This is a genomic window from Morganella morganii (assembly GCF_019242955.1).
GTDB classification, from domain to species: domain Bacteria; phylum Pseudomonadota; class Gammaproteobacteria; order Enterobacterales; family Enterobacteriaceae; genus Morganella; species Morganella sibonii.
The window spans coordinates 3,980,639-4,004,038 of sequence record NZ_CP066129.1 but is presented as its reverse complement, the minus strand read 5'-3'; the positions used below and the strand labels follow the sequence as shown (position 1 = coordinate 4,004,038).

Genomic DNA, 23,400 nt, shown 5'->3' with positions numbered 1-23,400 from the left:
AGAATAATTAATATCAGGAGCGGCTCACAGTAAATTGTTAAATATTTATTTACCACAAACGTATTTTTTAATAGGACAGGGCAGGTTGTTAATTTATTGCATGAGGGTTATTTTTTGTCTTTGAAATGTTATGAGTGTAATGAATATTAGTTGAATGAATATTTACAGAATTTAAATATCACTTTATGACGTATTTTTCGTCATCAGGGGCCGGGCTCAGCAGATCATTCTGACGGAGAAAGAAAATCGTGAAAACTGCAGGTGATCATAAAGGAATTAGTGCGTTAAACTCATAAAGTAAAAAAGTTCCTGATCATTGATCAAGAACTTTTCGGAGAAACGCGTAACAACTTATCTGCGCCGGATCAACAAAACACCGCTTTCCATGTGCGGGGTGTACGGAAACTGATCAAACAGCGCCAGCCGTACGACATCATGTGTCTGGTTCAGTGTTTCCAGATTTTCACATAATGTTTCCGGATTACAGGAAATATACAGAATCCGCTCGTAGCCCTGAACCAGTTTAACGGTTTCGGCATCCAGCCCGCTGCGCGGCGGATCGACAAAAATGGTATTGCATTCATAAGAAGACAAATCAATTCCGGCAAGACGGTTAAACTCACGCACTCCCTGCATCGCCTGTGTGAAATCTTCTGCGGACATACGGATAATCTGCACATTATCAATATGGTTAGCATCGATATTATATTGTGCGGCAGCGACGGACGGTTTGGCGATTTCTGTTGCCAGTACGCGGCGGAAATTACGCGCCAGCGCCAGTGAAAAATTACCGTTACCACAATACAGCTCCAGTAAATCGCCCTGTGATCCTTCTGTTGCCGAAAGTGCCCACTCCAGCATATGAATATTGACCGCCGCATTCGGCTGCGTGAAGCTGTTTTCCACCTGACGGTAAATCATCTCTTTACCTGCGACCGGCAGAACTTCATCAACATAATCATTATCCAGCATGATTTTTGTTTTTGACGCGCGGCCTATCAGCTGTAAATCAAAGCCCTGTGACTGTAATTGTGCCCGCAGTGTTTTGGCGGCTTCTGTCCAGCTGTCATCAAGTTTTTTATGATAGAGCAGGGAGACAATAATTTTGTTGCTTCGTGTCGACAGATAATCAATCTGAAAAAGTTTGTGGCGCAGCAGATGAGTTTGTTTCAGTAACGGCAAAATAGCCTGCATCATGTCATTAATTAGCTGACTTGCGGCAGGGAAGGTATCTATCCGGATACGTTGTTTGGTCTGCTGATCAAACATGATATGCCAGAGGTCATCCCCTTCATGCCAGATACGGAATTCGGCCCGCATCCGGTAGTGTGAAACCGGTGACGCAAATACGTGAGCATCCGGCGCCTGAAAAGGTTGCATCATTTTTTGCAGACTTCTTGCCTTCTCTGCAAGTTGTTCTTCATAATTTTCAATGGGTAACGTATTATGCATGGCGCGTTGATCCGTTTTGCTGATCACAAAAAATGTTCGTGTCTTAGTGATTAAAGTGTTCCGCCCGACAATTCAGACATCTTATTCTGGACAGATTTTAAGGCCGGATCGTAGCATGATAATTCGGTTTCTTCATAAGAATGAAAAGGGAATCCGGTGAAATTCCGGAACTGGCGCGCAGCGGTAATGGTAAAGCAACACGATGACACTGTTATAAATGACGGGAAGTCGTTGCAGGGAATTGAGAAATACCCTCCTGAGTCCGAAGACCTGCCGAAGATTTGTCGTCCGTCCTGCTGACGCTACAAAGCAGACGGGTGGCATCCTCTTTATATATATGTGGGTGCTCAGGAAAAATGAAAATGACCTCGCCTTATGCGCTGTCCGCTGTCGGACTGGCCGTGTTTTCCGCATTATCTTTTAGCGCTTCTGCTAATACTAATGATGATCAGATAATTGTTTCCGCTAACCGTTTTCAGCAGCCGGTTTCGTCCGTGCTGGCGCCGGTAACCGTTGTGACCCGTGAAGAGATAGATAAATGGCAGTCGAATTCTGTTGTCGATATTCTGCGTCGTTTGCCGGGTGTGGATGTGACTCAGAGTGGCGGATTAGGTCAGAACAGTACCGTATCGGTACGCGGGACAGATGCAAAACATTTACTGGTATTAATAGATGGTGTCCGTCTGAATAATGCCGGTATTTCCGGTCAGCCGGATCTGAATCAGTTCCCGGTGGCACTGGTACAGCGGGTTGAGTATATCCGTGGTGCACGTTCTGCGGTATATGGTTCGGATGCTATCGGCGGTGTGCTGAATATCATTACTATCCGGGATGATATCGGTTCAAATATCACAGCGGGTATTGGTTCTCACGGCTACCAGAATTATACCGGAACCACCCAGCAACAGATTGGCGAAAATACCCGGGTAACAGCCGCAGCGGCGTATACCTATTCTAAAGGATTTGATATCCGCCGTGATTATGACGGTTATGCCACACCAAGCGGCCGTGACTATGGCTTTATGAATAAAACCTACTGGCTGGATGTGCACCACAAACTGGATGATCGGTTTGCAGTATACGGACGTGCATATGGTTATGATAACCGCAGTAAATATTTCGGATTTAAATCTGAGATGTGGTCGTTACCTGCTGATCCGGCAAGTGACCGCCGTGAGTTAGAAAACCGGACATATGATGCAGGCCTCACATTTAATCAGGGGGATTATTCTTCTCAGCTGGTCATGAGCTACAGCCGGGTTAAAGACTATAACTATGATAACCGTTATGGCCGTTATGGTGATGGCGCAACCCTGGACAACTCGAAACAGTATTCTGCACAGTGGGGCAATAATTACCGTGTCGGATATGGCAGCATCAATGCCGGTATTGATTATCAGAAACAGGAAATGGAACCCGGTACGGCAATGATAGCTGACAGTAAATCCATTTCTGATACCGGTTTCTATCTGACAGGACAGCAGGAAATAGATAAAGTTATTCTTGAGGCTGCGGTCCGCTCTGACCATCATTCGGAATTTAACTGGCATACCACCTGGCAGACCAGTGCCGGATGGGAGTTTGTCGATGGTTACCGGGTTATCGGTTCTTATGCAACAGGATTTAAAGCACCAACACTGGGGCAGTTATATGCCAATACGACATTTGACTGGGGAACCATCGTTGGTAATAAGGATTTAAAACCGGAGGAAAGTGAGCAATGGGAATTAGGACTGGAAGGAAATACCGGGCCACTTTCCTGGCAACTGACCGGCTACCATAATGATATTAAAAATCTGATCGATTACGAGATGGGCTCACCGAATACCTATATAAACCGCAGTAAAGCTAAAATCAAAGGTGCCGAGTGGGTGGGGGAATTTGATACCTGGATTTTCCATCATCAGATGACCTATCAATACCTGGATGCAAAAGATAAAGATACCAATAAGCGTCTGGCGCGCCGTGCGCAGCAGCAGGTTAAGTATCAGCTGGATTGGACGGTGTCGGATGTTGATATGGGACTGACGTATCAGTATATCGGTAAACGTTATGATGATGCGGCGAATAAGCAAAAACTCGGCGGCGTCAGTATTTTTGATATCACCGCCGCATATCCGATCACTGACCATCTGACAATTCGTGGTAAAGTAGCTAACCTGTTTGATAAAGACTACGAGACTGCGTATGGCTATCGAACCGCTGGCCGCGAATACTTCCTCACAGGAAGCTACAACTTCTGATCTGAAAACCCGCCCGACAGTGCTGCTGTTTGATTCCGGCATGGGCGGTTTATCTGTGTATCAGGAAGTAAGAAATTTACTTCCTGATCTCCGCTATATCTATGCATTCGATAATGAGGCATTTCCTTATGGTGAAAAAACCGAAGCCTTTATTGTCGATCGTGTGACTAAGATTGTCCGCCAGATTGCTCAGCAGCATCCGCTGGCAGTGATTGTCATTGCCTGTAATACCGCCAGCACCATTACACTGCCTGCGCTGCGTGCAATGTCCGATATTCCGGTGGTCGGTGTGGTTCCGGCGATCAAACCGGCGGCAAAACTGACACGTAACGGCCTGGTCGGGCTGCTGGCAACACGGGCTACGGTAAAACGGGCTTACACCCGGGAACTGATTGACCGGTTTGCCTCTGAGTGCCGGGTATCACTATTAGGATCGGCGGAGCTGGTCGAACTCGCAGAACGTAAGCTGTATGGTGAGGCAATTCCGGCAGGCGCTCTGGAAACTATTCTTGCGCCGTGGCGGAATATGAAAGAGCCGCCGGATACGGTGGTATTAGGATGTACGCACTTCCCGCTGATCGCCGAAGAGCTGAAATCCGCATTACCGGACGGCACCCGGCTGGTGGATTCCGGTGCGGCGATTGCCCGCCGCGTGCAGTGGTTAATCAATAATAGTGAAAAACCTCATTACTTAACGGATGAAGAAAATGTGGCGTATTGTCTGCGGGATGATGAAACCACACAGAAATTACAGCCTGTTTTGCAGCAATTGGGACTTGAATCGCTGAAAAAACTGACAATTACAGGGTGATTTGCTGTAATAATCAGCAGTCAGCACATTTTTATAAATTACCCCTTGCGGTCAGATGAAAACTCCCTATAATTCGCATCCGTTGTCACGGCACAGGACGCTGAGTCCGCTGAGATAACAAGGTGAAAAGTCTGAAATAAATACTTGACACCGAATGAGGAAAGCGTAATATACGCAGCCTCGCAACAACGCAGAAGACCGGCAACGGCAGCGAATGTTGCAACTGCTCTTTAACAATTTATCAGACAATCTGTGTGGGCACTCGCAGGACATATCACAAAAAATATATTTTTGAGAAGTCTTGAAGAGTGACCAATACAGCAGCTTAGAAATAAGCAGCAGTAAACAGTTTAATTCTTTGAGCATCAAACACTTTTAATTGAAGAGTTTGATCATGGCTCAGATTGAACGCTGGCGGCAGGCCTAACACATGCAAGTCGGGCGGTAACAGGGAGAAGCTTGCTTCTCTGCTGACGAGCGGCGGACGGGTGAGTAATGTATGGGGATCTGCCTGATGGAGGGGGATAACTACTGGAAACGGTAGCTAATACCGCATAATGTCCACGGACCAAAGCGGGGGACCTTCGGGCCTCGCACCATCAGATGAACCCATATGGGATTAGCTAGTAGGTAAGGTAACGGCTTACCTAGGCGACAAATCCCTAGCTGGTCTGAGAGGATGATCAGCCACACTGGGACTGAGACACGGCCCAGACTCCTACGGGAGGCAGCAGTGGGGAATATTGCACAATGGGCGCAAGCCTGATGCAGCCATGCCGCGTGTATGAAGAAGGCCTTCGGGTTGTAAAGTACTTTCAGTCGGGAGGAAGGTGTTAAGGTTAATAACCTTGACAATTGACGTTACCGACAGAAGAAGCACCGGCTAACTCCGTGCCAGCAGCCGCGGTAATACGGAGGGTGCAAGCGTTAATCGGAATTACTGGGCGTAAAGCGCACGCAGGCGGTTGATTGAGTCAGATGTGAAATCCCCGGGCTTAACCCGGGAATTGCATCTGATACTGGTCAGCTAGAGTCTTGTAGAGGGGGGGTAGAATTCCATGTGTAGCGGTGAAATGCGTAGAGATGTGGAGGAATACCGGTGGCGAAGGCGGCCCCCTGGACAAAGACTGACGCTCAGGTGCGAAAGCGTGGGGAGCAAACAGGATTAGATACCCTGGTAGTCCACGCTGTAAACGATGTCGACTTGGAGGTTGTGCCCTTGAGGCGTGGCTTCCGGAGCTAACGCGTTAAGTCGACCGCCTGGGGAGTACGGCCGCAAGGTTAAAACTCAAATGAATTGACGGGGGCCCGCACAAGCGGTGGAGCATGTGGTTTAATTCGATGCAACGCGAAGAACCTTACCTACTCTTGACATCCAGAGAACTTAGCAGAGATGCTTTGGTGCCTTCGGGAACTCTGAGACAGGTGCTGCATGGCTGTCGTCAGCTCGTGTTGTGAAATGTTGGGTTAAGTCCCGCAACGAGCGCAACCCTTATCCTTTGTTGCCAGCGCGTGATGGCGGGAACTCAAAAGGAGACTGCCGGTGATAAACCGGAGGAAGGTGGGGATGACGTCAAGTCATCATGGCCCTTACGAGTAGGGCTACACACGTGCTACAATGGCGTATACAAAGGGAAGCGACCCTGCGAAGGCAAGCGGAACTCATAAAGTACGTCGTAGTCCGGATTGGAGTCTGCAACTCGACTCCATGAAGTCGGAATCGCTAGTAATCGTAGATCAGAATGCTACGGTGAATACGTTTCCGGGCCTTGTACACACCGCCCGTCACACCATGGGAGTGGGTTGCAAAAGAAGTAGGTAGCTTAACCTTCGGGAGGGCGCTTACCACTTTGTGATTCATGACTGGGGTGAAGTCGTAACAAGGTAACCGTAGGGGAACCTGCGGTTGGATCACCTCCTTACCTAGTTGATTTGGAATGTGAGTGTTCACACAGATTGTCTGATAGAAAGAAGCAGATACCGGGAATAGGCTTGTAGCTCAGGTGGTTAGAGCGCACCCCTGATAAGGGTGAGGTCGGTGGTTCAAGTCCACTCAGGCCTACCAAAACCGAATTGATACTGCGTTATGAAAAGACTCGTTTACCTTAGTAAACTTCGCCTTTCCATGCCTTGTCTCAATGCGGTTTCCTCTTTTCATGATGAAAAGACACACCCCGGAAAAACCAAATAATGGGGCTATAGCTCAGCTGGGAGAGCGCCTGCCTTGCACGCAGGAGGTCAGCGGTTCGATCCCGCTTAGCTCCACCATTATCTGATATCTGAAAAATAATTCAGAGTTTACCGGAAACGGTATGCTGTGAATTATTATGCTCTTTAACAATCCGGAACAAGCTGAAAAATTGAAACAATCAATATTATCACCGAGGTAATATTGATGAGTCTCTCAGCCGAACAACTTTGAACGTGTTCTTCAGTGTAAGACGCGGCGAGCGAAGTGATTTCGCGAAGGCCGGAGCGCAGTGAGCGCAGCATACATCAGTATGTGAGCATCACGAGCACCGCCCGACAAAGAAATCGCAAAGCGCAGTCCGTCGGTTCATATAAGACACCTTCGGGTTGTGAGGTTAAGCGAATAAGCGTACACGGTGGATGCCTAGGCAGTCAGAGGCGATGAAGGACGTGCTAATCTGCGATAAGCGCCGGTAAGGTGATATGAACCGTTATAACCGGCGATTTCCGAATGGGGAAACCCAGTGTGATTCGTCACACTATCATTACCTGAATACATAGGGTAATGAAGCGAACCGGAAGAACTGAAACATCTAAGTACCCCGAGGAAAAGAAATCAAACGAGATTCCCCCAGTAGCGGCGAGCGAACGGGGAGCAGCCCAGGACCTTAATCAGTATCAGTGTTAAGAGAACAGTCTGGAAAGGCTGGCCACAGCAGGTGATAGCCCTGTATCTGAAAGCACTGGTGTTGTGAGTCCGATGAGTAAGGCGGGACACGTGTTATCCTGTCTGAATATGGGGGGACCATCCTCCAAGGCTAAATACTCCTGACTGACCGATAGTGAACCAGTACCGTGAGGGAAAGGCGAAAAAGAACCCCGGCGAGGGGAGTGAAAAAAGAACCTGAAACCGTGTACGTACAAGCAGTGGGAGCACCTTTATGGTGTGACTGCGTACCTTTTGTATAATGGGTCAGCGACTTATATTCTGTAGCAAGGTTAACCGAATAGGGGAGCCGCAGGGAAACCGAGTCTTAACTGGGCGTCTTAGTTGCAGGGTACAGACCCGAAACCCGGTGATCTAGCCATGGGCAGGTTGAAGGTTGGGTAACACTAACTGGAGGACCGAACCGACTAATGTTGAAAAATTAGCGGATGACTTGTGGCTGGGGGTGAAAGGCCAATCAAACCGGGAGATAGCTGGTTCCCCCCAAAAGCTATTTAGGTAGCGCCTCGTGAATTCATCTCCGGGGTAGAGCACTGTTTCGGCTAGGGGGTCATCCCGACTTACCAACCCGATGCAAACTGCGAATACCGGAGAATGTTATCACGGGAGACACACGGCGGGTGCTAACGTTCGTCGTGAAGAGGGAAACAACCCAGACCGCCGGCTAAGGTCCCAAAGTCATAATTAAGTGGGAAACGAAGTGGGAAGGCTCAGACAGCCAGGATGTTGGCTTAGAAGCAGCCATCATTTAAAGAAAGCGTAATAGCTCACTGGTCGAGTCGGCCTGCGCGGAAGATGTAACGGGGCTAAATTATGCACCGAAGCCGCGGCAGCGATATGTGAATATTGTTGGGTAGGGGAGCGTTCTGTAAGCCTGTGAAGGTGTGCTGTGAGGCATGCTGGAGGTATCAGAAGTGCGAATGCTGACATAAGTAACGATAATGCGGGTGAAAAACCCGCACGCCGGAAGACCAAGGGTTCCTGTCCAACGTTAATCGGGGCAGGGTGAGTCGACCCCTAAGGCGAGGCTGAAAAGCGTAGTCGATGGGCAACGGGTTAATATTCCCGTACTGGTGGTAACTGCGAAGGGGGGACGGAGAAAGCTAAATCATCCGGGCGACGGTTGTCCCGGTTTAAGCGTGCAGGTGGACTGACCAGGCAAATCCGGTCGGTTGTTAACACTGAGGCGTGACGACGAGCCACTACGGTGGTGAAGTGATTGATGCTCTGCTTCCGGGAAAAGCCTCTAAGCTTCAGGTTACCATTAATCGTACCCGAAACCGACACAGGTGGTCAGGTAGAGAATACTCAGGCGCTTGAGAGAACTCGGGTGAAGGAACTAGGCAAAATGGTGCCGTAACTTCGGGAGAAGGCACGCTGGCATTAGGTGAAGTGATTTACTCACGGAGCTGAAGCCAGCCGCAGATACCAGCTGGCTGCAACTGTTTATTAAAAACACAGCACTGTGCAAACACGAAAGTGGACGTATACGGTGTGACGCCTGCCCGGTGCCGGAAGGTTAATTGATGAGGTTAGCGCAAGCGAAGCTTCTGATCGAAGCCCCGGTAAACGGCGGCCGTAACTATAACGGTCCTAAGGTAGCGAAATTCCTTGTCGGGTAAGTTCCGACCTGCACGAATGGCGTAATGATGGCCAGGCTGTCTCCACCGAGACTCAGTGAAATTGAACTCGCTGTGAAGATGCAGTGTACCCGCGGCAAGACGGAAAGACCCCGTGAACCTTTACTATAGCTTGACACTGAACATTGAGCCTTGATGTGTCAGGATAGGTGGGAGGCAATGAAGTGTGGACGCCAGTCTGCACGGAGCCGACCTTGAAATACCACCCTTTAACGTTTGATGTTCTAACCCAGACCCGTAATCCGGGTCGGGACCGTGTCTGGTGGGTAGTTTGACTGGGGCGGTCTCCTCCCAAAGAGTAACGGAGGAGCACGAAGGTTGGCTAAGCATGGTCGGACATCATGCGGTTAGTGCAAAGGCATAAGCCAGCTTGACTGCGAGAGTGACGGCTCGAGCAGGTACGAAAGTAGGTCTTGGTGATCCGGTGGTTCTGAATGGAAGGGCCATCGCTCAACGGATAAAAGGTACTCCGGGGATAACAGGCTGATACCGCCCAAGAGTTCATATCGACGGCGGTGTTTGGCACCTCGATGTCGGCTCATCACATCCTGGGGCTGAAGTAGGTCCCAAGGGTATGGCTGTTCGCCATTTAAAGTGGTACGCGAGCTGGGTTTAGAACGTCGTGAGACAGTTCGGTCCCTATCTGCCGTGGGCGCTGGAAGATTGAGAAGGGGTTGCTCCTAGTACGAGAGGACCGGAGTGAACGCACCACTGGTGTACGGGTTGTGATGCCAATTGCATTGCCCGGTAGCTAAGTGCGGAAGAGATAACCGCTGAAAGCATCTAAGCGGGAAACTTGCCTCGAGATGAGTCTTCCCTGACCCTTTAAGGGTCCTGAAGGAACGTTTGAGACTAAGACGTTGATAGGCTGGGTGTGTAAGTGCAGCGATGTATTGAGCTAACCAGTACTAATGAACCGAGAGGCTTAACCTGACAACACCGAAGGTGTTTTGAGTTGAGAGACGAAAGAAACCGATTTTTCAGCATAGTGAAGAGACAACAGAGTCATTCATTATGAAAAGCTTGTTTTGGATTAAACGAATTTGCCTGGCGGCCGTAGCGCGGTGGTCCCACCTGACCCCATGCCGAACTCAGAAGTGAAACGCCGTAGCGCCGATGGTAGTGTGGGGTCTCCCCATGTGAGAGTAGGGAACCGCCAGGTTATTATTTAAAGTCTGTGCAAAAGCGCAGATTTTTGCTGATATGGCTCAGTTGGTAGAGCACACCCTTGGTAAGGGTGAGGTCCCCAGTTCGAATCTGGGTATCAGCACCATTAATTTAGTTCGGCAGAAAGAAAACGAATTTGCCTGGCGGCCGTAGCGCGGTGGTCCCACCTGACCCCATGCCGAACTCAGAAGTGAAACGCCGTAGCGCCGATGGTAGTGTGGGGTCTCCCCATGTGAGAGTAGGGAACCGCCAGGTTTTATATTTAAAGAAAGCCACTCATCTGAGTGGCTTTTTTGCATTTCTCTCCGTCAAAAATACAAATTCCCGCAATGCTGGGATCCGCGTCTGCGGACTGATAAACTAGCTGCCATATTTGTCAGATGAGTTTTTCATTATGTCCCTCAAACCTGCTGATTCACTCCGTCAGTTACATACATTTGGTATGGAAGCCAACGCCCGTCATATTGACATCGCGGAGACCGTTTCTGATCTCTGCCGGTTATGGCAGGCTGCACAAACAGCAAAATCGCCTTTTCTGTTATTAGGTGGCGGCAGCAACGTACTGTTTACTGCTGATTTTAATGGCTCTGTCGTCGTTAACCGGATTCCGGGCAGGACTGTCCGGGAAACGCCTGATGCCTGGCTTATCGAAGCAGGTGCCGGTGAAAACTGGCATGAATTGATCCGCTGGATGCTGGCGAACGGTATTTACGGGATGGAGAATCTGGCATTGATCCCGGGATGTGCCGGTACGGCACCGATTCAGAATATCGGGGCATACGGAACCGAATTTAAAGATGTATGTGACTATGTGGATATTACGTCTCTGTCAGATGGTAAGACAAAGCGCCTGGCTGCAGCGGAGTGTCGTTTTGGTTATCGTGACAGTATTTTCAAACATGATTATCAGCAGGGATATGCCATCACTGCGGTTGGTCTGAAATTACCGAAGACGTGGAAACCAAATCTGAGCTACGGTGATTTGAAATCGCTTGATCCCGCCACAGCCACGCCTCAGCAGGTATTTGATATGGTCTGCCGGATGCGGATGAGCAAACTGCCGGATCCGGCTGTAACCGGCAACGCCGGCAGTTTTTTCAAGAACCCGGTAGTCACTGCTGAATGCGCACAAAAAATTAAAGCGCAATATCCGGACTGCCCGCAATATGTGGCGGATAACGGAATTAAACTCGCTGCCGGCTGGCTTATCGACCAGTGTCGTCTGAAAGGCCATCAGGAAGGTGGTGCGGCAGTTCATATGAATCAGGCGCTGGTATTAATCAATCGCGATAATGCCACAGGGGATGATGTTATCCGTCTCGCACGTTATGTCCGTCAGCAGGTTGCTGCCCGTTTTGGTGTTCAGCTGGAACCGGAGGTCCGTTTTATCGGCGCTGACGGTGAAATCAGTGCCACAGAGGCTATTGCATGAAAGATTACACTGTACCGCTGACGCTGATCGGCATTTTATCGGACGGAGAATTCCATTCCGGAGAACAGCTTGGTGAGCAGCTGGGAATGACGCGTGCGGCAGTTAATAAACATATCCGTACATTACGCGAAATGGGTATAGAAATGGAAACGGTCACCGGCAGGGGCTACCGTCTTTTTGCACCGATGAACCTGTTACAGCCGGAAGTGATCCGAACGCTCCTGCCCGGGCGGAATGTGGAAGTACTGCCGGTTATTGGTTCCACCAACCAGCATATGATGGACAAAGTCGGGGAACTGACGTCCGGGGATGCCTGTGTGGCTGAATATCAGTATGCCGGACGCGGCCGCCGTGGCCGGCAGTGGATCTCTCCGTTTGGCCGTAATCTGTACCTCTCTCTGTACTGGCGGCTGGAGCAGGGACCCGCAGCAGCTATCGGGCTGAGCCTGGTAGTGGGCATAGTCCTTGCGGAAACGCTGCATGAGCTGGGCGCGTCCGGTGTAAAAGTAAAATGGCCGAATGACTTATATCTGAATGATAAGAAACTGGCCGGTATCCTCGTTGAACTTCAGGGAAAAACCGGAGATGCTGCCCATGTGGTTATCGGAATCGGCATTAACCTGACGATGGAAAGCAATGGCACAGATCAGATTGGCCAGCAGTGGATCAATCTTCAGCAGTCCGGCATTCAGATTGATCGTAATGTATTATCTTCGGAGTTTATTAAACATCTCACCGACGCATTACATCTGTTTGAAAAAAGCGGGCTGACGCCGTTTATTGAACGCTGGTATGCTTTTGATAACTATCTCAATCGTGAAGTAAAACTAATTATTGGCGAGCGTGAAGTCGTTGGTGTTTCCAGAGGGATAAACGGACAGGGTGCTTTATTATTAGATCAGTTCGGTGAAATTACTCCCTACATCGGCGGAGAAATATCACTCCGTGGCGTAGATTCAAAAAATAAACCGGCCTGAGCCGGTTTATTTTTAACAGAAAAACTGATTATTTTCTCAGTTTAACATTTGTCACCATGTGATTGGTGCCTTTGGTCATCACCAGGCTGGCCCGCTCTCTGGTCGGCAGAATATTTTCATGCAGGTTAAGGCCGTTGATCTCATCCCAGATAGTTGATGCGATACTGACGGCCTCACTTTCTTCAAGCTGTGCATAGTGATGGAAATAGGAGTTCGGGTCACTGAATGCGCCCTGACGGAATTTCAGGAACCGCCCGATATACCAACTCTTCAGCAAGTCTTCCGGTGCATCCACATAGATAGAAAAATCTACAAAATCGGATACAAAGACATGATGCATCGCTTCCGGATAGTCCATTCCGCTCTGCAGCACATTCAGACCTTCCAGAATCACGATATCCGGCTGCTCAACCACTAACTGTTTATCCGGTATAATGTCATAAGTAAGGTGCGAATACACCGGCGCCAGAACCCGCGGAGTCCCGGATTTCACTTCAGAAACGAAACGTACCAGGTTATGCATATCATAGGATTCAGGAAATCCTTTCTTCTTCATGATACCGCGTTCATTCAGTACAGAATTGGGATGAAGAAAACCATCGGTGGTAATCAAATCCACTTTGCGATGTTCCGGCCAGCGGCTCAGAAGCGCCTGCAATAACCGGGCTGTGGTACTTTTTCCGACAGAGACACTGCCGGCAATACCAATCACATAAGGGACTTTGGCTTCATTTCTGCCGAGAAACTGCTCCAGTACGGCCTGGCGCCGCAGATTAGAGCTGATATAAAAGTTCAGCAGCCGGGACAGCGGCAGATAAATCGCGATCACTTCATCAATCGAGATTTCATCGTGGATACCGCGCAGATCGTCGATTTCCTGCTCAGATAACGTCATCGGAACGGAGTTACGCAGGGTAGCCCACTGACTGCGGCTGAAATGGAGATAAGGGGAGAGCGATTTTTCTTTATACATAAACCAACTGCTGCCTTTATTACGCAGGTTGGACAGGTCATTAATACCTGTACCGGCGGAAAATAATTCGCATCATAGCGAGAGATAGGGGTCAGGCGTAGCAATTTTTTTGAAAAAATGCATTTTTTTTGATGCCGGAGGCATAAATCACATTGCACATGACATAACCAGGTGGTTAAAAATAAGCGAATTATTTACTTTTGCGGTAGTTCATCAGTGTGATTGCTGAGAGTGTGAGTGATAAGTATCGCTGCTAATTTGTACATTACCTATTGAAAAAAACAGCAAAATACGGAAGAATGTCCACTTTGTGAGCAAAAGAACAATTTCAGCGATTTTTTTGTTGCATCCTGCGCAAAGTCTCCATAGAATGCGCAGCACTTGATGCCGGCATAGCTCAGTTGGTAGAGCAACTGACTTGTAATCAGTAGGTCCCGAGTTCGACTCTTGGTGCCGGCACCATTTAACAATTTGGAAAGGTGGGATACCCAAGCGGCCAAAGGGAGCAGACTGTAAATCTGCCGTCACAGACTTCGAAGGTTCGAATCCTTCTCCCACCACCATCCAATGTGAATTATTATCCTTGGTGTTTTACTCAACACTCCTTCGATGTAAAATACCCGGGATTCAGTTACAGCAGATTAAAGTCAGGTAGCCGAGTTCACGCGGGCATCGTATAATGGCTATTACCTCAGCCTTCCAAGCTGATGATGCGGGTTCGATTCCCGCTGCCCGCTCCAAGATGTGCTGATATAGCTCAGTTGGTAGAGCGCACCCTTGGTAAGGGTGAGGTCGGCAGTTCGAATCTGCCTATCAGCACCACTTCCGTTGTTCTCCCTTCCTTGATTTTTTTCCCTGTAAATATCCAGACAAGCAACACTGCTTGGTTGATGTGGTGAAACCACCGATTCCGTGTCTTAGAGGGACAACTAATGTCTAAAGAAAAGTTTGAACGTACGAAACCGCACGTTAACGTTGGTACTATCGGCCACGTTGACCACGGTAAAACTACCCTGACTGCTGCAATCACTACCGTTCTGGCAAAAACCTACGGTGGCAGCGCACGTGCATTCGATCAGATCGATAACGCACCAGAAGAAAAAGCGCGTGGTATCACCATCTCTACTTCTCACGTAGAGTACGATACTCCAAGCCGCCACTATGCGCACGTTGACTGCCCGGGGCACGCCGACTACGTTAAAAACATGATCACCGGTGCTGCCCAGATGGACGGCGCAATCCTGGTTGTTGCTGCAACTGATGGCCCTATGCCACAGACCCGTGAGCACATCCTGTTAGGTCGTCAGGTTGGCGTTCCTTACATCATCGTATTCCTGAACAAATGTGACATGGTTGATGATGAAGAGCTGCTGGAACTGGTTGAAATGGAAGTTCGTGAACTTCTGTCTCAGTACGATTTCCCGGGCGACGATACCCCAATCGTTCGCGGTTCAGCGCTGAAAGCACTGGAAGGCGAAGCTGAGTGGGAAGCAAAAATCGTTGAACTGGCTGGTTTCCTGGATTCTTACATCCCTGAGCCAGAGCGTGCAATTGACAAGCCGTTCCTGCTGCCAATCGAAGACGTATTCTCAATCTCCGGCCGTGGTACAGTTGTTACCGGTCGTGTTGAGCGCGGTATCGTTAAAGTGGGCGAAGAAGTTGAAATCGTGGGTATCAAAGACACGATCAAAACAACCTGTACCGGTGTTGAAATGTTCCGCAAACTGCTGGACGAAGGCCGTGCGGGTGAGAACGTCGGTGTTCTGCTGCGTGGTACTAAGCGTGAAGAAATCGAACGTGGTCAGGTACTGGCTAAACCAGGTTCAATCAAACCACACACCAAATTTGAATCAGAAGTTTATATTCTGAGCAAAGATGAAGGTGGTCGTCATACTCCGTTCTTCAAAGGCTACCGTCCTCAGTTCTACTTCCGTACAACTGACGTAACCGGTGCAATTGAACTGCCGGAAGGCGTGGAAATGGTTATGCCTGGTGATAACATCCAGATGCACGTAACCCTGATCCACCCAATCGCAATGGACGAAGGTCTGCGTTTCGCAATCCGTGAAGGCGGCCGTACCGTTGGCGCGGGTGTTGTAGCGAAAGTTCTGGGTTAATTCCCTGCTGATTATGAAAAAGAGAGCTTCGGCTCTCTTTTTTTATGTCTGCTTTCCGGTGACATCTGACAAAATTTACACAATCGCAATTGTAATAATATTGATTATCATTTACTCTTTAGCGCAGTCAGGAGGAATGATATGTATGTATGCTTGTGTAATGCCATCAGTGATAAAGCTATCCGGAATGCGGTGCGTCAGCATCAGGTTCATTCTATTGGTGAACTGCGCAAAATTATTCCTGTCGGTACTGAATGCGGTAAATGTATCCGCCACGCCAAAGCCGTTATGGCAGAAGAGCATATGGCAGTCCCGGTTGACTGCGTCGCCTGAGTTTTTCCCTGAGTAACTCGTCTGAATTTTGAACTGTATCGCTATTTTGTCACTGTAATCACTCCGTGATTTATTTCCTGTGTCTATACTAAACAGACTGGAAACAAAGGAGGGTACATGAAAGGCGATAAAAAAATGATCTCTCATCTGAACAAATTGCTGGGAAATGAACTGGTTGCGATTAACCAGTATTTTCTGCATGCGCGTATGTTCAAAAATTGGGGTCTGATTAAACTCAATAACAAGGAATATGAAGAATCCATTGATGAGATGAAACACGCCGATGAATACATTGAGCGTATCTTATTTCTGGAAGGGCTCCCGAACCTTCAGGATCTCGGCAAACTTCATATCGGTGAGGATGTCGAAGAAATGCTGAAGTCTGACCTTCAGCTGGAACTGGACGGCGCCAAAGATTTACGTGAGGCAATTGCTTACGCCGATTCCAAACATGATTACGTCAGCCGTGATTTAATGATAAAAATTCTGGCAGAAGAAGAGTCCCACATTGACTGGTTGGAAACCCAGCTGGATCTTATCGCCCGTGTGGGTCTGCAAAATTATCAGCAGGCACAGATGGCGGATGCGGACAGCGAATAAAACAGGTAAATAATCACTGAAGTAAGCAATGTGCATAACCGCCGGCAGGGAAACCCGCGGCGGTTTTTTCTTTTCTGATGTTTTGCAGCGATGCCGGAGATAATTTGCACAAATCCCGGTTTGCGTCTTGCTTTCAGAGCTCATTCACGTATAATGCGCGGGCTTGCCAATTGTGCAAGCCTGGTTGATACCAGCATTGAACGGCATGCTTTTCGCTGTTTATGAAAATATCCCCGATATGGGGATTACATCGAGAACGATTACACTCCCCCGTCAATCGAAATGGGTGCGAGGAGTAATTTTTTACGTTTATAAAATAGTTGGAGCTCTGGTCTCATGCAGAACCAAAGAATCCGTATCCGCCTTAAAGCTTTTGATCATCGTCTGATCGATCAATCAACTGCGGAAATCGTAGAGACTGCCAAGCGCACTGGTGCGCAAGTTCGTGGTCCTATCCCGCTGCCGACCCGTAAAGAGCGTTTTACCGTTCTGATCTCTCCGCACGTCAACAAAGATGCGCGCGATCAGTACGAAATCCGCACTCACAAACGTCTGGTTGACATCGTTGAGCCAACTGAAAAAACCGTTGATGCTCTGATGCGTCTGGATCTGGCTGCCGGCGTTGACGTGCAGATCAGCCTGGGTTAATCAGGTATCAATTGATTGAGAGGTTGAAACAATGATTGGTTTAGTCGGTAAAAAAGTGGGTATGACCCGCATCTTCACTGAAGAAGGTGTGTCAATCCCTGTTACTGTTATCGAAATCGAAAATAACCGCGTTACTCAGGTTAAATCTGATGAAACCGACGGTTATCGTGCTATTCAGGTTACCACCGGCAGCAAAAAAGCTAACCGCGTGAACAAACCTGAAGCAGGACATTTCGCAAAAGCTGGTGTTGAAGCTGGTCGCCTGTTACGTGAATTCCGCCTGTCAGAAGGTGAAGAGTTTACTGTTGGCCAGAACATCAGCGTTGAAATTTTCGCTGACGTTAAGAAAGTTGACGTTACTGGTACATCTAAAGGTAAGGGCTTCGCCGGTACTGTTAAGCGCTGGAACTTCCGTACTCAGGATGCTACTCATGGTAACTCCTTGTCTCACCGTGTTCCGGGTTCTATCGGTCAGAACCAGACTCCGGGTAAGGTATTTAAAGGCAAGAAAATGGCAGGTCAGCTGGGTAACGAACGTGTAACCGTTCAGAGCCTGGATGTCGTTCGCGTTGACGCTGAACGTAACCTGCTGCTGGTAAAAGGTGCTGTCCCGGGTGCAACCGGTAGCAACCTGATTGTTAAACCAGCTGTCAAGGCTTAACGTCGAGGAGATAGGAATGGAATTGGTAATGAAAGACGCGCAAAGCGCGCTGACTGTTTCCGAAACTACCTTCGGGCGTGATTTCAATGAAGCGCTTGTCCATCAAGTAGTTGTTGCGTATGCAGCTGGTGCTCGTCAAGGTACACGTGCTCAGAAAACTCGTGCTGAAGTTACTGGGTCAGGTAAAAAACCATGGCGTCAAAAAGGCACTGGTCGTGCCCGCTCTGGTTCAGTTAAGAGCCCAATCTGGCGCTCTGGTGGTATCACTTTCGCAGCGAAACCACAGGACCACAGTCAAAAAGTTAACAAAAAGATGTACCGCGGTGCGCTGAAAAGCATTTTGTCCGAACTGGTACGTCAGGATCGTCTGATCATTGTCGAAAAATTTGCTGTAGAAGCACCTAAAACTAAGCTGCTTGTTCAGAAATTGAAAGATATGGCTCTGGAAGACGTGATGATTATCACCCACGAAGTTGATGAGAACCTGTTCTTAGCAGCTCGCAACCTGTACAAGGTTGACGTGCGTGATGTCACTGCAATCGATCCGGTCAGTCTGATCGCGTTCGGTAAAGTAGTGATGACTGCTGAAGCAGTTAAGCAAGTTGAGGAGATGCTGGCATGATCCGTGAAGAACGTCTGCTGAAAGTACTGCGCGCGCCGCACGTATCTGAAAAAGCGTCTACCGCGATGGAAAAAACAAATACCATCGTACTCAAAGTTGCTAAAGACGCGACTAAAGCTGAAATCAAAGCTGCAGTTGAAAAACTGTTCGAAGTCAAAGTTGAAGGTGTTAACACTCTGCTGGTTAAAGGCAAAGTGAAGCGCCACGGTCAGCGTTTCGGTCGTCGTAGCGACTGGAAAAAAGCTTACGTCACCCTGCAGGAAGGCCAGAATCTGGACTTCGTCGGCGGCGCTGAATAAGTCGGAGGAGTAAAGAACAATGGCAATTGTTAAATGTAAACCTACGTCTCCGGGCCGTCGCCACGTCGTTAAAGTGGTCAACCCTGAGCTGCACAAGGGCAAACCTTACGCACCACTGCTTGAGAAAAACAACAAGTCTGGTGGTCGTAACAACAATGGCCGTATCACTACCCGTCATATTGGTGGTGGTCACAAGCAAAATTACCGTATTGTTGACTTTAAACGTAACAAAGACGGTATCCCGGCTGTTGTAGAACGTCTGGAATATGATCCAAACCGTTCAGCAAATATTGCTCTGGTATTATACAAAGACGGTGAACGCCGTTACATCCTGGCTCCTAAAGGCCTGAAAGCTGGTGATCAAATCCAGTCTGGTGTTGATGCTGCAATCAAAGCGGGTAACGCTTTGCCAATGCGCAACATCCCGGTTGGTTCTACTGTTCATAACGTAGAAATGAAACCAGGTAAAGGCGGCCAGCTGGCACGTTCTGCCGGTACTTACGTTCAAATCGTTGCGCGCGATGGTGCTTATGTCACTATTCGTCTGCGTTCCGGTGAAATGCGTAAAGTTCCTTCAGACTGCCGCGCGACTTTAGGTGAAGTGGGTAACGCTGAACACATGCTGCGCGTTCTGGGTAAAGCCGGTGCTAGCCGCTGGCGTGGTATTCGTCCTACCGTTCGCGGTACTGCGATGAACCCGGTAGATCACCCACACGGTGGTGGTGAAGGTCGTAACTTTGGTAAACACCCTGTAACACCATGGGGCGTTCAGACCAAAGGTAAGAAGACTCGTAAAAACAAACGCACTGAACACTTCATCGTTCATCGTCGTACTAAGAAATAATTAGAGGATAAGCCATGCCACGTTCTCTCAAGAAAGGTCCTTTTATTGACCTGCACTTGCTGAAGAAGGTAGAGAAAGCGGTGGAAAGCGGTGACAAAAAGCCTGTTAAGACTTGGTCCCGTCGTTCAACGATCTTTCCTAACATGATCGGTTTGACCATCGCTGTCCATAATGGTCGTCAGCATGTTCCGGTTTACGTTACCGACGAAATGGTTGGTCATAAACTGGGTGAATTCGCGCCGACCCGTACTTATCGCGGCCATGCGGCTGATAAAAAAGCCAAAAAGAAATAAGGTAGGAGGAAGAGATGGAAACTATTGCTATGCATCGCCACGCTCGTTCTTCTGCTCAGAAGGTTCGCCTGGTGGCTGACCTGATCCGCGGTAAGAAAGTGTCGCAAGCTCTGGAAATTTTAACCTTTACCAACAAGAAAGCTGCTGGTTTAGTGAAGAAAGTCCTGGAGTCTGCTATTGCTAACGCAGAACACAACGATGGCGCTGACATCGATGATCTGAAAGTAGCGAAAATTTTCGTTGACGACGGCCCAACCATGAAGCGCATCATGCCTCGTGCTAAAGGTCGTGCAGATCGTATTCTTAAGCGCACCAGCCACATCACTGTGGTTGTGTCCGATCGCTGATACCTGGAGACTAGCAATGGGTCAGAAAGTAAATCCAAATGGTATTCGCCTGGGTATTGTTAAACCTTGGAACTCTACCTGGTTTGCGAACACCAAAGAATTCGCTGACAACCTGGACAGCGACTTTAAAGTACGTAAGTACTTAACTAAAGAACTGGAAAAAGCGTCAGTATCCCGCATCGTTATCGAGCGTCCTGCTAAGAGCATCCGTGTGACTATTCACACTGCACGCCCTGGCATCGTTATCGGTAAGAAAGGCGAAGACGTTGAAAAACTGCGCAAAAGCGTTTCAGAAATCGCTGGCGTTCCTGCGCAAATCAATATTGCCGAAGTACGTAAACCTGAACTGGACGCAAAATTAGTTGCTGACAGCATCACTTCACAGCTGGAACGTCGTGTTATGTTCCGTCGTGCTATGAAGCGTGCGGTACAGAATGCTATGCGTTTAGGCGCTAAAGGTATCAAAGTCGAAGTAAGCGGCCGTTTAGGCGGTGCTGAAATCGCACGTACTGAGTGGTATCGCGAAGGCCGTGTGCCTCTGCATACTCTGCGTGCAGACATCGATTATAACACCTCTGAAGCTCAGACTACTTATGGTGTGATCGGCGTTAAAGTGTGGATCTTCAAAGGTGAGATCCTGGGTGGCATGGCTGCAGTTGAACAGGCGGAAAAACCGGCTGCTCAACCTAAAAAACAGCAGCGTAAAGGCCGTAAGTAAAGGAGAGTCGCTGAATGTTACAACCAAAGCGTACAAAATTCCGTAAAGTGCACAAAGGCCGTAACCGCGGTCTGGCAGCAGGCGCGGATGTGAGCTTCGGCACTTATGGTCTGAAAGCTGTTGGCCGTGGTCGTCTGACTGCACGTCAGATCGAAGCAGCACGTCGTGCTATGACCCGTGCAGTTAAGCGTCAGGGTAAAATCTGGATCCGTGTGTTCCCGGACAAACCTATCACTGAAAAGCCTCTTGAAGTGCGTATGGGTAAAGGTAAAGGTAACGTGGAGTATTGGGTTGCCTTAATCCAGCCGGGTAAAGTCCTGTATGAAATGGACGGCGTACCAGAAGAGCTTGCTCGTGAAGCATTCAAGCTGGCAGCAGCTAAACTGCCTATCAAAACCACCTTTGTAACTAAGACGGTGATGTAATGAAAGCGAAAGAGCTGCGCGAAAAAAGCGTTGAAGAGCTGAACACTGAGCTGCTGAACCTGCTGCGCGAACAATTTAACCTGCGTATGCAAGCGGCAAGCGGCCAGTTACAACAGTCTCATCTGTTAAAACAAGTGCGTCGTAATATCGCACGTGTTAAGACTTTATTGACTGAGAAGGCGGGTGCGTAATGACCGATAAAATCCGTACTCTGCAAGGTCGTGTTGTTAGTGACAAAATGGAAAAATCCATTGTTGTGACTATCGAGCGTATGGTGAAACACCCTCTGTATGGTAAGTTCATCCGTCGTACGACTAAACTGCACGTACATGACGAGAACAATGAATGTGGTATCGGTGACGTGGTAGAAATCCGCGAAACCCGTCCACTGTCTAAGACTAAGTCCTGGACCCTGGTTCGCGTCGTAGAGAAAGCTGTACTGTAATTGTACTGCTTTCTGATGTAGAATAAACGGCTCGGCTTTAGAGCCGTTTATTTTTTTCTATCCATAACGAAGATGTGGTGTTATAATGCCGCGCCCTCGTAATATGGGTATTTGGACGGCCTCTCTTTTTAGTAAGAGTGGCTCAGTAGTAGTTGACATTTAGCGGAGCACTAAAATGATCCAAGAACAGACTATGCTGAACGTGGCCGATAACTCCGGTGCACGTCGCGTAATGTGTATCAAGGTTCTAGGTGGCTCGCACCGTCGCTACGCAGCTGTAGGCGACATTATCAAAATTACCATCAAGGAAGCAATTCCGCGCGGTAAAGTAAAAAAAGGTGATGTTCTGAAGGCAGTAGTGGTGCGCACCAAGAAGGGTGTACGTCGCCCTGACGGTTCTGTCATTCGCTTCGATAGCAACGCTTGTGTATTGTTAAACAATAACAGCGAGCAAGTTATCGGTACGCGTATTTTTGGGCCGGTAACTCGTGAACTTCGTAACGAGAAGTTTATGAAAATTATCTCACTGGCACCTGAAGTACTCTAAGGAGCGGAACTATGGCAGCGAAAATCCGTCGTGATGACGAAATTATCGTGCTGACCGGCAAAGATAAAGGTAAGCGCGGTAAAGTAAAACAGGTTCTTTCTTCTGGTAAAGTTATCGTTGAAGGTATCAATCTGGTTAAGAAACATCAGAAGCCGGTTCCGGCCCTGAATCAACCAGGTGGCATCGTTGAAAAAGAAGCTGCAATTCAGGTTTCTAACGTTGCAATCTTCAATGCGGCAACCGGCAAGGCTGACCGTGTAGGTTTTAGATTCGAAGACGGCAAAAAAGTCCGTTTCTTCAAATCTAACAGCGAAACTATCAAGTAATTTTTGGAGTATACGATGGCGAAACTGCATGATTACTACAAAGACGAAGTAGTTAAACAACTGATGACTCAGTTTAGCTACAATTCTGTCATGCAAGTCCCTCGGGTCGAGAAGATCACCCTGAACATGGGTGTTGGTGAAGCAATTGCTGATAAAAAACTGCTGGATAACGCAGCAGCTGACTTAGCAGCAATCTCTGGTCAGAAACCATTGATCACCAAAGCACGCAAATCTGTTGCAGGCTTCAAAATCCGCCAGGGCTATCCAATCGGCTGTAAAGTAACTCTGCGTGGCGAACGCATGTGGGAGTTTCTTGAGCGTCTGATTTCTATTGCTGTACCACGTATTCGTGACTTCCGTGGCTTGTCCGCTAAGTCATTCGATGGTCGCGGTAACTACAGCATGGGCGTACGTGAACAAATCATCTTCCCTGAAATCGATTACGATAAAGTGGATCGTGTTCGTGGTCTTGATATTACTATCACTACCACCGCGAAATCTGATGATGAAGGTCGCGCACTGTTATCAGCGTTTAACTTCCCGTTTCGCAAGTAAGGCAGGGT

At 48.5% G+C, this 23,400-nt stretch carries 23 protein-coding genes, 7 tRNA genes, 4 rRNA genes and 1 riboswitch; of the genes, 32 read left to right on the top strand and 2 right to left on the bottom strand.

Annotated elements, in window-relative coordinates:
* Positions 1–351: 351 nt before the first annotated feature.
* Positions 352–1,452: a tRNA (uridine(54)-C5)-methyltransferase TrmA gene (trmA, locus tag JC793_RS18855; protein ID WP_107680718.1), complete on the bottom strand. Its 1,101-nt coding sequence runs from the start codon at positions 1,450–1,452 to the stop codon at positions 352–354.
* A 107-nt stretch (positions 1,453–1,559) separates the two neighbouring features.
* Positions 1,560–1,744, top strand: a riboswitch (cobalamin riboswitch).
* 64 nt (positions 1,745–1,808) lie between these two features.
* On the opposite strand from trmA, the gene btuB reads away from it, so the two are divergent.
* The 11 genes from btuB (at position 1,809) to birA (ending at position 12,639) form a co-directional block, all read left to right on the top strand.
* The gene (btuB, locus tag JC793_RS18850; RefSeq protein ID WP_218427001.1) at positions 1,809–3,695 is read left to right on the top strand and encodes a TonB-dependent vitamin B12 receptor BtuB; all 1,887 of its coding nucleotides are present in this window, start codon (positions 1,809–1,811) and stop codon (positions 3,693–3,695) included.
* The gene (murI, locus tag JC793_RS18845; RefSeq protein WP_218426999.1) at positions 3,640–4,506 is read left to right on the top strand and encodes a glutamate racemase; all 867 of its coding nucleotides are present in this window, start codon (positions 3,640–3,642) and stop codon (positions 4,504–4,506) included. The genes btuB and murI overlap by 56 nt, the downstream gene beginning before the upstream one ends.
* 376 nt (positions 4,507–4,882) lie before the next feature.
* Positions 4,883–6,428, top strand: a 16S ribosomal RNA gene (locus JC793_RS18840).
* 66 nt (positions 6,429–6,494) lie between these two features.
* Positions 6,495–6,571 (top strand) — tRNA-Ile (locus tag JC793_RS18835).
* Positions 6,572–6,698: 127 nt separating this feature from the next.
* A tRNA-Ala gene (locus tag JC793_RS18830) sits at positions 6,699–6,774 on the top strand.
* A gap of 315 nt (positions 6,775–7,089) precedes the next feature.
* A 23S ribosomal RNA gene (locus JC793_RS18825) occupies positions 7,090–9,996 on the top strand.
* 113 nt (positions 9,997–10,109) lie between these two features.
* Positions 10,110–10,225 (top strand): 5S ribosomal RNA (gene rrf, locus JC793_RS18820).
* 35 nt (positions 10,226–10,260) lie between these two features.
* Positions 10,261–10,336, top strand: a tRNA-Thr gene (locus tag JC793_RS18815).
* A gap of 33 nt (positions 10,337–10,369) precedes the next feature.
* Positions 10,370–10,485: ribosomal RNA gene (gene rrf / locus JC793_RS18810) — 5S ribosomal RNA — on the top strand.
* The 16S, 23S and 5S rRNA genes sit together here with 3 tRNA genes alongside, the layout of an rRNA operon.
* Before the next feature lie 139 nt (positions 10,486–10,624).
* Positions 10,625–11,662 (top strand): UDP-N-acetylmuramate dehydrogenase, encoded by a 1,038-nt coding sequence (gene murB, locus JC793_RS18805; protein WP_218426997.1) that lies wholly within the window; start codon positions 10,625–10,627, stop codon positions 11,660–11,662.
* Positions 11,659–12,639, top strand: coding sequence for a bifunctional biotin--[acetyl-CoA-carboxylase] ligase/biotin operon repressor BirA (gene birA, locus JC793_RS18800; protein ID WP_166708820.1), 981 nt, complete (start codon positions 11,659–11,661; stop codon positions 12,637–12,639). Before murB ends, birA begins: the two co-directional genes overlap by 4 nt.
* A gap of 28 nt (positions 12,640–12,667) precedes the next feature.
* Here birA and coaA read toward each other — a convergent pair whose 3' ends face one another.
* Positions 12,668–13,612: a type I pantothenate kinase gene (coaA, locus tag JC793_RS18795; protein WP_166708819.1), complete on the bottom strand. Its 945-nt coding sequence runs from the start codon at positions 13,610–13,612 to the stop codon at positions 12,668–12,670.
* A 386-nt stretch (positions 13,613–13,998) separates the two neighbouring features.
* Here coaA and JC793_RS18790 point away from each other — a divergent pair.
* The 21 genes from JC793_RS18790 to rplE all read left to right on the top strand — a co-directional run bounded on the left by JC793_RS18790 (position 13,999) and on the right by rplE (position 23,392).
* Positions 13,999–14,074: transfer RNA gene (locus JC793_RS18790), tRNA-Thr, on the top strand.
* Between the two features lie 16 nt (positions 14,075–14,090).
* Positions 14,091–14,175, top strand: a tRNA-Tyr gene (locus tag JC793_RS18785).
* A 102-nt stretch (positions 14,176–14,277) separates the two neighbouring features.
* A tRNA-Gly gene (locus JC793_RS18780) sits at positions 14,278–14,352 on the top strand.
* A 6-nt stretch (positions 14,353–14,358) separates the two neighbouring features.
* Positions 14,359–14,434, top strand: a tRNA-Thr gene (locus tag JC793_RS18775).
* Between the two features lie 110 nt (positions 14,435–14,544).
* The gene (tuf, locus tag JC793_RS18770) at positions 14,545–15,729 is read left to right on the top strand and encodes an elongation factor Tu (RefSeq protein WP_166706867.1); all 1,185 of its coding nucleotides are present in this window, start codon (positions 14,545–14,547) and stop codon (positions 15,727–15,729) included.
* Between the two features lie 141 nt (positions 15,730–15,870).
* The gene (gene bfd / locus JC793_RS18765; protein WP_046895375.1) at positions 15,871–16,062 is read left to right on the top strand and encodes a bacterioferritin-associated ferredoxin; all 192 of its coding nucleotides are present in this window, start codon (positions 15,871–15,873) and stop codon (positions 16,060–16,062) included.
* A gap of 117 nt (positions 16,063–16,179) precedes the next feature.
* Positions 16,180–16,662, top strand: coding sequence for a bacterioferritin (bfr, locus tag JC793_RS18760; protein WP_046895374.1), 483 nt, complete (start codon positions 16,180–16,182; stop codon positions 16,660–16,662).
* A 336-nt stretch (positions 16,663–16,998) separates the two neighbouring features.
* Complete coding sequence (gene rpsJ / locus JC793_RS18755) at positions 16,999–17,310, top strand: 30S ribosomal protein S10 (protein ID WP_001181005.1); 312 nt, start codon at positions 16,999–17,001, stop codon at positions 17,308–17,310.
* Positions 17,311–17,341: 31 nt separating this feature from the next.
* Entirely contained in the window at positions 17,342–17,971 is a 630-nt protein-coding gene (gene rplC / locus JC793_RS18750; protein ID WP_004238634.1) for a 50S ribosomal protein L3, read from the top strand.
* A 16-nt stretch (positions 17,972–17,987) separates the two neighbouring features.
* Positions 17,988–18,593, top strand: a complete 606-nt coding sequence (gene rplD, locus JC793_RS18745; RefSeq protein WP_046895372.1) for a 50S ribosomal protein L4 — start codon at positions 17,988–17,990, stop codon at positions 18,591–18,593.
* Positions 18,590–18,892, top strand: a complete 303-nt coding sequence (gene rplW, locus JC793_RS18740; RefSeq protein WP_004238631.1) for a 50S ribosomal protein L23 — start codon at positions 18,590–18,592, stop codon at positions 18,890–18,892. Before rplD ends, rplW begins: the two co-directional genes overlap by 4 nt.
* Before the next feature lie 19 nt (positions 18,893–18,911).
* Positions 18,912–19,736 (top strand): 50S ribosomal protein L2, encoded by an 825-nt coding sequence (rplB, locus tag JC793_RS18735; protein WP_004238630.1) that lies wholly within the window; start codon positions 18,912–18,914, stop codon positions 19,734–19,736.
* A 14-nt stretch (positions 19,737–19,750) separates the two neighbouring features.
* Entirely contained in the window at positions 19,751–20,029 is a 279-nt protein-coding gene (rpsS, locus tag JC793_RS18730; RefSeq protein WP_015422335.1) for a 30S ribosomal protein S19, read from the top strand.
* Between the two features lie 14 nt (positions 20,030–20,043).
* Positions 20,044–20,376, top strand: a complete 333-nt coding sequence (rplV, locus tag JC793_RS18725; RefSeq protein WP_004238627.1) for a 50S ribosomal protein L22 — start codon at positions 20,044–20,046, stop codon at positions 20,374–20,376.
* 16 nt (positions 20,377–20,392) lie between these two features.
* A complete protein-coding gene (gene rpsC / locus JC793_RS18720; protein WP_107680714.1) occupies positions 20,393–21,094 on the top strand; it encodes a 30S ribosomal protein S3 in 702 nt (233 codons plus the stop codon).
* A 14-nt stretch (positions 21,095–21,108) separates the two neighbouring features.
* Entirely contained in the window at positions 21,109–21,519 is a 411-nt protein-coding gene (gene rplP / locus JC793_RS18715; RefSeq protein WP_006535500.1) for a 50S ribosomal protein L16, read from the top strand.
* On the top strand, positions 21,519–21,710 hold the full coding sequence (gene rpmC / locus JC793_RS18710; protein ID WP_004238624.1) for a 50S ribosomal protein L29: 192 nt from the start codon (positions 21,519–21,521) through the stop codon (positions 21,708–21,710). Before rplP ends, rpmC begins: the two co-directional genes overlap by 1 nt.
* Positions 21,710–21,964: a 30S ribosomal protein S17 gene (gene rpsQ / locus JC793_RS18705; RefSeq protein ID WP_015422334.1), complete on the top strand. Its 255-nt coding sequence runs from the start codon at positions 21,710–21,712 to the stop codon at positions 21,962–21,964. Before rpmC ends, rpsQ begins: the two co-directional genes overlap by 1 nt.
* A 175-nt stretch (positions 21,965–22,139) precedes the next feature.
* Positions 22,140–22,511, top strand: coding sequence for a 50S ribosomal protein L14 (gene rplN / locus JC793_RS18700; protein ID WP_015422333.1), 372 nt, complete (start codon positions 22,140–22,142; stop codon positions 22,509–22,511).
* A gap of 11 nt (positions 22,512–22,522) precedes the next feature.
* Positions 22,523–22,837 carry a 50S ribosomal protein L24 gene (rplX, locus tag JC793_RS18695; RefSeq protein ID WP_004238623.1) on the top strand — a complete coding sequence of 105 codons (315 nt, stop codon included), beginning with the start codon at positions 22,523–22,525 and terminating at the stop codon, positions 22,835–22,837.
* A gap of 15 nt (positions 22,838–22,852) precedes the next feature.
* Entirely contained in the window at positions 22,853–23,392 is a 540-nt protein-coding gene (gene rplE, locus JC793_RS18690; protein WP_046895371.1) for a 50S ribosomal protein L5, read from the top strand.
* The last annotated feature ends 8 nt before the right edge of the window (positions 23,393–23,400 follow it).